This is a genomic window from Candidatus Neomarinimicrobiota bacterium, assembly GCA_012964825.1.
Taxonomy (GTDB): domain Bacteria; phylum Fidelibacterota; class Marinisomatia; order Marinisomatales; family S15-B10; genus UBA2125.
On the sequence record DTTI01000071.1, the window covers coordinates 1 to 9,602 of the forward strand.

The 9,602-nt window shown below is 46.7% G+C and carries 4 protein-coding genes and 1 tRNA gene; 4 read left to right on the forward strand and 1 reads right to left on the reverse strand.

Features of this window, described 5'->3' with window-relative positions:
* Positions 1-138 precede the first annotated feature (138 nt).
* A tRNA-Phe gene (locus tag EYO21_06795) sits at positions 139-214 on the reverse strand.
* A 118-nt stretch (positions 215-332) separates the two neighbouring features.
* On the opposite strand from EYO21_06795, the gene rdgB reads away from it, so the two are divergent.
* The 4 genes from rdgB (at position 333) to EYO21_06815 (ending at position 9,106) form a co-directional block, all read left to right on the forward strand.
* Positions 333-950 carry an RdgB/HAM1 family non-canonical purine NTP pyrophosphatase gene (gene rdgB, locus EYO21_06800; GenBank protein ID HIB03512.1) on the forward strand — a complete coding sequence of 206 codons (618 nt, stop codon included), beginning with the start codon at positions 333-335 and terminating at the stop codon, positions 948-950.
* Positions 951-1,032: 82 nt separating this feature from the next.
* Positions 1,033-7,356, forward strand: a complete 6,324-nt coding sequence (sprA, locus tag EYO21_06805; protein HIB03513.1) for a cell surface protein SprA — start codon at positions 1,033-1,035, stop codon at positions 7,354-7,356.
* Positions 7,356-8,264, forward strand: coding sequence for a M28 family peptidase (locus EYO21_06810; protein HIB03514.1), 909 nt, complete (start codon positions 7,356-7,358; stop codon positions 8,262-8,264). The genes sprA and EYO21_06810 overlap by 1 nt, the downstream gene beginning before the upstream one ends.
* A gap of 47 nt (positions 8,265-8,311) precedes the next feature.
* Positions 8,312-9,106 (forward strand): hypothetical protein, encoded by a 795-nt coding sequence (locus EYO21_06815; protein HIB03515.1) that lies wholly within the window; start codon positions 8,312-8,314, stop codon positions 9,104-9,106.
* The last annotated feature ends 496 nt before the right edge of the window (positions 9,107-9,602 follow it).

Genomic DNA, 9,602 nt, shown 5'->3' on the forward strand with positions numbered 1-9,602 from the left:
AAGCAATCTAGGCCTACAAATCTAGAAAGTCAATGAGGGGAGCATATAAGGAGCATTTTTGGTAGATTATTGGGTATTTAAACCGATAATCAATGCTCCTTTATAATTAGGGAAAATCTCCGTTTGTCAACGAGGATTTTGTGGCTCGGGCCGGAATCGAACCAGCGACACATGGATTTTCAGTCCACTGCTCTACCGACTGAGCTACCGAGCCTTGATCTGCTCGGCGAAATTAGTGTCCTTGGTCGTCGAAAAGCAACCGCATAATCTTGCTAAATGGCTTGCCCGACCCTCATTGAGGCTCTATGTTCACGCACTTTTTCGGATGAATTATGAAGATCGTCATTGCAACACGTAACAGGCACAAGGCTGTGGAATTGCAAACGCTTCTTCGTCTATCCGGATGTGATGTTGTCTGTCTTGATGAGGTTGATCCCCATGGTAATATCCCGGAAGTAGAGGAGACTGGGACGAGCTTTGAGGAGAATGCTTTCCTGAAGGCACGCACCATTGCCAAAATAACCGGCTTGCCTTCTGTTGCCGATGATACCGGTCTGGAGGTGGATGCTTTAGGAGGCGCCCCAGGAATCTTTTCAGCACGGTATGCGGGTGAGAGTTGTACCTATGAGGATAATGTAAAAAAGCTTCTCAGTGAACTGTCTGGGATAGCAACTGACCGACGGACAGCCCGTTTCATTACAGTTGCTGTTTATGTCGACAAAGAGACGGAACTCTCTGCTGAAGGGGTCGTTGAAGGGGTAATAACCGAAAAACCAGAAGGGTTTGGTGGTTTCGGCTACGATCCCGTATTTTCCGTGCTGGATATGAAAAAGACTTATGCAGAACTCTCTGACGAGGAAAAAAACCGAGTCAGTCATAGAGGCAAGGCCATTCGGAGTCTCATTAAGAAACTCCGTGAAAATGGATTAATCGCGGACAATCCTTCCTGACAATCTAGGAGAACACCCTTATAGTCATATAGCTACCTGCTTTACTCCTGAACAGCTGTGATGTCGTTGTTTCGGGAGTAGAATGATACGTATCGGAGAAGAGATGAATCTAGTTCTCCGGCAGTCAGCCGGAAAAGCAGGGATCGTTTGCTTTCTAATGTGCTTGGGCACTCTTACCAGTCTCCATGCGCAGCAGGAGGACTCTCTCTATTTTTCCCAGCCAGTTATGCCTGTATTGTACTCTCCATGGGCCGTCACCCCCTTTGAGAGGCAACCTCATGAATCTTACTTTTCCATGGATTCTGTCTCATCGTTGCGTGGTGTGCTCAAAGTCAGGTTTGAGAGTGCTGACAAATGGACAGGATTCTCTTCGGACGGTCAGACGATTTTTCTCTATGAAGCAGTATATGACAGGTATTTCCGCCTTCCTTTTCAGGCGCCTTTGGAATGGTACGTTAATGAACAGTTACAACGCCGGAGAGTCAAAAACTTTGCAACAGTGAAAAAACCGGGGCAAGAGGCCGGACCAACGAGAGTAGGAGAAGGGGTAGAACTGGTGGCCGTGGAAACGAGTCTGGGCCGAGCTACGCTTACAGTTAATGGAAATGTTAACTTGACAGGTAAAATAGTTTTCCAGGATCAGGAATTGACCAGGTCCAATTTCCGGGAAGCTCAGACGACCCACTTCGAATTTGATGAAACACAACAGATCGTGGTGCAGGGAAAAGTTGGGGATCGAGTGAACGTCGATCTCAATTACAACAGTGAGAGAGACTTTGACTTTGAGAACAACATTCGTATCAATTACAGCGGCACAGAGGATGAAATTGTACAAAAGATTGAAGCGGGAAACATTTCACTCTCTTTGCCTTCTACTCAGTTTGTCACTTTTTCCGGGCAGAGTCAGGGCCTTTTTGGGGTCAAATCTCTAATGAAACTGGGCCCGGTGGATATCACCACCATTGCTTCAATTGAAAGAACAAAGAAACAGAAGCAGAAAATCACTTCCGGGGCAGAATCGCAAGGACAGAATATCCCAGACTACCAATACAGGAAGAACCAGTATTTTTTTGTTGATCGGTTGTTTAGAGATGGTGGTCTGGTCCTGGATGATGATGGTGCGCCAATTGCAGGGCAAACAGGTATTCTTGCTCTTTCCAGTTTTTATCCTTTGAAGGATGGAAAACATAGAATCGGAAATGTAGTCATCAGTGAAATAGAGATTTTCAAATCGGTGGGCGCTGCTGCTGGTTCAGGAACTATCTATGGTCTCGCATATGTCGAGCCGGATTATAATGAGGCAGACAACAGATGGAGCGAGGCACAGCCCCAGTACTCAGGTGATACGGAGGGGAGTTTCTTTACCCGCCTCATTCGCAACCAGGATTATATCGTTAGTGAAGATCTCGGTTTTATCCGTCTGACAATGCCGGTACAGAATGAGATTCTCGCGGTCTCCTTTTCGCTCGTTGAGAGAGGTGATCAAGAGGTAATTCGAACAACAGGGGAATTGAGCACATCCGTGGCTGAAGGGGATACTATCCATCTAAAACTCATCAAACCGCTTACCCCTAACCCGGGTCACCCTACCTGGCCCCTGGAATTCAAGAATGTCTATTATCTTGGTGCTTCAAGTATTACACCGGAAGGGTTTGATGTTCAGATCACTTACAAGAACGGAAGCCTGGGGAATAATGAAAGGGACCAAGAAAGCGGAAAAACATTCATAAACCTGTTCGGTCTGGACAGTCTTGATGCCAACGCTAACTTTACGCCTGATGATCTCATTGACAAGATGAACCCAAACATTGTCAATCTGAATAGCGGTGAACTTATTTTTCCCATGCTTTACCCCTTTGAAAAAGACCGGACCGCCGGCACAGAGGATTTTTTTGGAGAAGGAAACCGAAGTGAGGAGCTGTCAGACATATTATCCGACTCAGCTGCTCTGTATAGAAGTCTCAGCGATCAGCTTATCAGAAACCAGTCAAAATTTGACATTAAAGTGGCCTATCAGAACAAAAGTGCCACTATCAATCTAGGCGGCTTTATGCTGGTAGAGGGAAGTGAGGAGGTTTATCTCAACAGCGTTCCGCTGGTGAAGGATAAAGATTATATCATTGACTATTTTACCGGCAGTCTGACTCTACTCACGGAAGCATACAACGAGCCCGGTGCCGAACTGGAAGTGCTTTTTGACAAGCATGAACTGGTCTCATTCGATAAGAAAAGTATTGTTGGAACACGGGCGCAGATGGATTTTGGTGAGCGGTCATTTATCGGTGCCACGGCCCTTTATTACGATCAGTCAGTGATCAATGAGAAGATTGAAGTTGGCTATGAACCGACTCGGAACTTCATTTGGGGCCTGAACGGCCGACATTCCATGGAACTGGACGGTCTGACGCGAGCGATAGATAAACTCCCACTCATTGAGACTGACAAACCATCATCGTTCAATTTTGAAGGCGAGTTTGCGCAAGTGTTGCCAAATCCTAACCCTGTTGATAATCTCGCCTTGGGGGATCGTGATGGGATCGCATTCATTGATGATTTTGAAGGGTCGAAAAGAACGACTAACCTGGGCGTGCGTCGGCGTTTCTGGTCCAGATCTTCCACACCTCTTGACAAAAATCCAAAAAACCGCTCGGAAATGTTCTGGTATAATCCCTGGACTCAGGTATTAACTCAGGATATCTGGCCAAACCAGCAAACGAGTATACGTGCGCAAAACCAACTTACAGATGTTCTCGTTCTTAATTACACGCGCCGCGATGCCCATCGGCAAACAGTGAACCCCGATTCCAACTGGGCAAGTATCACAGCAAGTCTTTACTCAAGTGATTTTAATCAGTCGCAGAGCAAGTTCTTCGAGGTTTGGCTCTTAACTCCCGACAACACGGATGCTACCATGACGGTAGATCTCGGTTTCATCAGCGAGGATCAGAACGGCAATCGAGTTTTTGATACGGAGGACAGACCGGAAGCAGGTCTTCTTACGGGGAATACCTTGCTCGAGGATGATGAAGATATCGGCTTGGATGGATGCACCGATCCTTTTGAGAACGGTTATGGTGGATGTCTGCCTGATAGCCTCACTTACGAACAGGCATTGAATAATCCCACCTTATCTGATCTTGTTTACATTGGTACCGATCTGAATACTTTTGACCCCAACAATGACAACTGGGAATTCAGGGAGGAAGATTCAGAAAGTGCAGAGAAATACCGTGATATCAATGGTACTGAAGGTAACGGTACCGCAGATAGGCCAATGGAAGGGGCTCGATATCCGGACACGGAAGATATCAATCGAGATGGAAATTTCGATGCTAAAGACGATTACTTTTCAACTTCTTTCGATCTGAGCCCTTTCAGTGAGGACTGGGAACGTTACCAGGGTGGTTACAACCAAACACGTATGGGTAAATGGCGGCTTTATCGAATTCCTCTGAATGAGTTCAAAATGTTGCGTGAGAACGGAAATATCACTTGGGACACCATCAAATTCGTCCGCCTCACCCTATCCGGTGTTAACGACCAGGATATGATTCAAGTTGCAAAGGTGGAGATTGTGGGCAACGAATGGCAGGAATTGGGCGTTCGTGGTTCCGGTGTGTCAACATATGCAAAGGATGACAGCGCGTTCGCGGTGACCGTTATTAACACTGAGGACAACGCCGACTATGCAAGAAGCGTAAAGGAAATTGGGGTGCAGGGGGAGTACGACAGGCTTAACGCGATCCGCCTCAAGGAACAGTCACTTGTCCTGAAGTTTAATGAGTTGAAACCGAACTATGAAGGGGCGGCACAGAAAAATATTATGGAGCTCCAGGGTGCCCGTGCACAGAGCTATCTCATGTACAAGAAAATGAGAATGTTCATATATGGCAACAGTGATGATATAGGTGCTGAAGATACTGATGTAGATTTCTTCATCCGTTTTGGTCGGGCCAATGATTATTATGAAGTTCGGTATCCTGTTTACGAAGGGTGGGACAAGCAGCAGAAGCGAAACTATCTCGAAATTGACCTGGATTTTCTCACGGGGTTAAAGCGTAAGGATGAAGACTACCGAAAATTCGATGACAATGACCGCTTCGAGATTACCGATTCCACTAGAACTTATATTGCTACTGCTAATTCAGGGCGGGATACTCTCCATCAGTATTCTATTCACGGCGATCCGGCCCTTTCGCGCATTCAGTATTTTGTGGTTGGAGTAAAGAACAAAAACAGGTTGAAACCGGTATCGGGAGAAGTTTGGATTGATGAATTACGATTTTCGAGGGTGAGGAAAGATGCCGGTAACGCTATCCGGTTTCAGTCTCAACTTGCCCTGGCCGACGTGGGTAACGCCACTGTTTCTTACAACCGCCGAAATGCTGATTTTCACGTTCTCCAGGAAAGGCTCGGATCGGGGAATACAAACGAGCGTTTCCGTGCAGACACCCGCTTACAGATCAATAAATTCTTACCTCAGAGTTGGGGACTTAAAATTCCTTTTAATGTCAGTTTTACTGAGAATACAACCACCCCTAAATACCTGCCAGGAACGGACGTTAGAATAATTAATGAGACGCCTCCGGATAGTGTACTGACGAAAGGAAGGCAATTTTCATACAATACCTCTTTTTCAAAGGGATCAAAATCTGACAAATGGTTAACGCGCTATACTCTGGACAATCTGAAATTTAACTACTCCGCAGGGCGGAGTATTAACTCTAACGTTCAGATCGCCAAACGGATGAACCGTAACAATGCTGGAGGTACCAGCTATATTCTCAGCTTTGGCAGGGACAACTATTTTACACCCCTGCGTCGGCTGGAAAAAATTCCTCTGTTTGGAAAAAAATTGTCCGAAACAAGACTATACTACACCCCTTCATCTTTTGACGTGACAGCAAAGGTGAGCGAAACACTGAATGAGTCCACTCCGCGAGTGGGAGATCCAAAAACTGTATACAATTTGGGTCTTGACCGTAATTTTCGTCTTGGTTACAAAATTCTGGAAAATCTCACTACCAATTACACCAAGGCCATCAAAAGTGATATGGATCATTTCAGAAACCGCTATCTTGAAGCCGTCAAAGAGATGAAACCCGGTACAGTTACGGATATCAATGAGAGTACAACAACCACTTTTACGCCGACTCTGGCGGGCTGGCTAAGGCCGAACATTAGCTACACTTCAAACTATCGCTGGGCCAAGCCGCTGGAGAGTACCCAGGAGGGAGCCACAATCACTTCTCAGGGTCGCTTTTCCACATCGCTCAGCCTGACACCGAAGACTTTAGTAGAGGTTTTTTACAAACCGACATCCTCTGCCCGAAGCGGAGGTGGTGGTGGAAGAAGAAGGGGCCGGTCCAGAACACAGCAAGATCAGCCGGAAGAAAAAAAAGAGAAAAAGCCCATGAACCCTCAGATAGAAAAAGCGTTGAAACTTCTGCACAAAGGTGCAAGCAAGATTAACCCAATAAGTATCACATATACCCAGAATCGAATTGAAAATGCTTTCGGCGTTTTGGGTGCTGCAGAAATACCTTACCGTCTCGGGCTCATTACAGAGCACGGTCTCGATCACAGTGAAGAGGTGGGTGTCAACACGGGTTCAAGGCAGTGGCAGAGGGATTTTTCTGTTCGGTCAGGTTTGGCACTGACGCGGCAGATTACAACCTCATTTAACTTTGCAAAAAACAAGGCGTGGGGTATTGACGGTAACCAGGTGCGAACTGAAACCCAAACGAGAGACTTTTTACCCATGGGCATTATGGGTAATGAAGGAATGCCCTTGGCGGGGTGGAACGTTCGCTTGACCGGTGTGGAGAAATGGCCGCTCATCAAAAAAGTTGCCAGATCAGCTTCTCTGGAGCACGCTTTTAGCGGGAAGGAGTCACGGGCCTGGCAGAACAATGACCTTCAAACATCAAAATATACCTCATCTTTTTCGCCGCTGGTGGGTTTATCCATGTCATCCAAGAGAGGGATGACAGTTTCAAGTCGTTACTCTGTTGTCAGAACGATGGATAACCGGTTTGGCGGGATAAACAGCACCCGAGTGAAGGCAGACAACACATGGACTGCCAGCACCAATTACGCCTATAGAGGAGGGCTCAATATACCGTTACCATTTTTCCGTGATTTTAACTTCAAGAATACAATTAACTTCACGCTCACGTTTGACTTCTCTCAATCCACCACCATGGAACGTAACGACCTGAAGTATGATTTATCTACAACAGACCAACGTGAATCGTGGAAGATTTCTCCTCGAGTCACATACACGTTCGGAAAGAATGTGACGGGCGGCATTTGGTATGAGTACAGGGAAAGTCACTCCAAGATTATGGGGCGAAAAGTGGACAGAGATTTTGGCTTTGATGTGAACGTTCCTATTAGAGGATAATGAAAAGTTATATTACAACCGGACTTCTCTTTTCAACACTGATTTTTGGTCGGGAGATACCGAATTTTAATGGTGAGCGTGCCTATGGTTATCTAAAAGCACAATGTGATTTCGGTCCCAGAGTTCCCGGCACGCCTGAGCACCGGAATGGGCTTGGCCACATTATTAAAACGGTTACACCACTTGCTGATACATTGATCCAGCAATCCTTTTCTTACTCGGATGTTTATTCCGGGAAATTGTTGATGCTCACCAATGTACTTGCCCGTTTTAGACCAGAGGCAAAAAACCGTATCTGGATCGCTGCTCATTGGGATTCCCGACCCTGGGCCGATCAGGACAGAAATCCTAAGAACCGGTTAAAACCCGTTTTGGGTGCCAATGATGGTGCCAGTGGTGTTGCCGTACTCATGGAATTGGCTCATCACCTTTCAAAACAATCACCGAATATTGGTGTCGATCTGGTTTTCCTGGATGGCGAAGATATGGGAAAGTCCGGAGATTTAGCCCATTTTTTCAATGGCTCCCGCTACCTGGCTAAAAATATCCCATCGCCTGCACCTGAATACTGTATTCTTATCGATATGGTGGGAGACAGAGAGCTTCAGCTTCCGGTAGAGGGCAACTCCTGGGAGCAGGCACCGGAGCTGGTGGATCAGCTGTGGACGGAAGCGGAGGAACTTGGTCTACAGGAATTCAGTCGGGATGTTGACTATTTTATTGAGGATGACCACGTGGTTCTTTACCAGGTGGGAGGTATCCCTTCTGTGGATATTATTGATTTTCGATACGGTTCTGGATCGTTTAATTACTGGCACACCGTTGAGGATACACCTGACAAGTGCAGCCCCGCCAGTCTTGCCACAGTGGGGACCCTACTTCTTCATCACATCTATGGTAGGAAATAATTGAAAGACTCTGGAGACACCTCTATATTACCCAGTTTATGAAATTGATGGACAAAAAGGTAGTTCTCTTCTTCATGCTCTGGTGGCTCTCGTGTACCTCACCGATGCAGGTGCCGGACCAGACGGACCCTATAGAACGCATCGATTTTTCCTATTTACAGGAAGAAGGAAAAATATATTTGGGTGCCCTGGTAAAGGACCCTTTTAACGGCGCAAATATCAGGTATGTGACCGCGGCTTGGCACGGTACAAAGAATTTTTCCGCCGGACCGCCGGACTCAATCATCCTTGGCGATACGGGGGATAAGGGAGATATCCTGAAAGGGGACAACCTCTATGCTATCAGTAAAAACACCGCCTCCTTTGCGTTAAACCCCATCTCATTTTCTGACACTGGAGAGGTTTATCTCAAGATGATTGCCCATTATGAAGAAGGGGAAAGTCACATCGACTCCGCTTCTTACAGCCTTGGCAATATTTTGCCCCGTTTTGTCACGATTGACGCTCCGGATACACTCACCCTGCCAGACTCGGGTTTTGCCCAGTTAATTACAGTCCAGGCTCAGGCGGAAGATGCTAACGGCCTTGATGACATTCACTGGGTGGGATTTACTTCTAAAAGGCTTTCAGACGGGGTCATGCTCAACCAGGGCAATTACATTTTTATGGTGGACACAGGGGATTCTACTTATGGTGATGTCACTATAGGTGACGGAATATTTACAGCCTTGGTATCATTCCCTTACAATGCATCTACGGGCCAGCTTGAATGGCGGTTTCGTGTCCAGGATTTAAGCGGCGGGTTCAGTGATTCGTCCAAGGTCGTGTTGGTGAAAAAATGATTCGTAATGCTTTCTCAATTTCTTTTTTATTGGGATCACTCTGTGCCCAGGTGGTACCGGGGACATTCTTGGCTCGTGCCGATGAAGACACCACATTAAAGGGGCTCCAGAGTAATGTAGTTGTAGAAATTCGTGCCCAGGGTGACAGTTTAATCTGGTTGGGAACCGGAAAGGGACTCTCTGTTCAGAGAGATTCCCTGATCAGCTCCAATTCTACGAGGACTTTTCAAACCTCTAAAGAAATAGTAGCGGGTGAGACAGGGGGCGTCCTGCCAGAGGGTGGCATTTCTGGTGTGGGTGTTGCTGGTAAAGATACTTTACTGGTATCTGTTGCTACCACCATTGATGAGGAAACAGCCGGTGGCGGACTAGCCCTAACCGTTAATTCCAGCAGTTCCGGGGCCGTCTCGTGGTACTACTTTGATCAGCCCAAGGATGGCGAAGGCGACAGCACCATCAGCTGGGGAGGGAAATCAATGTCAGCCTTGCCTGTCAC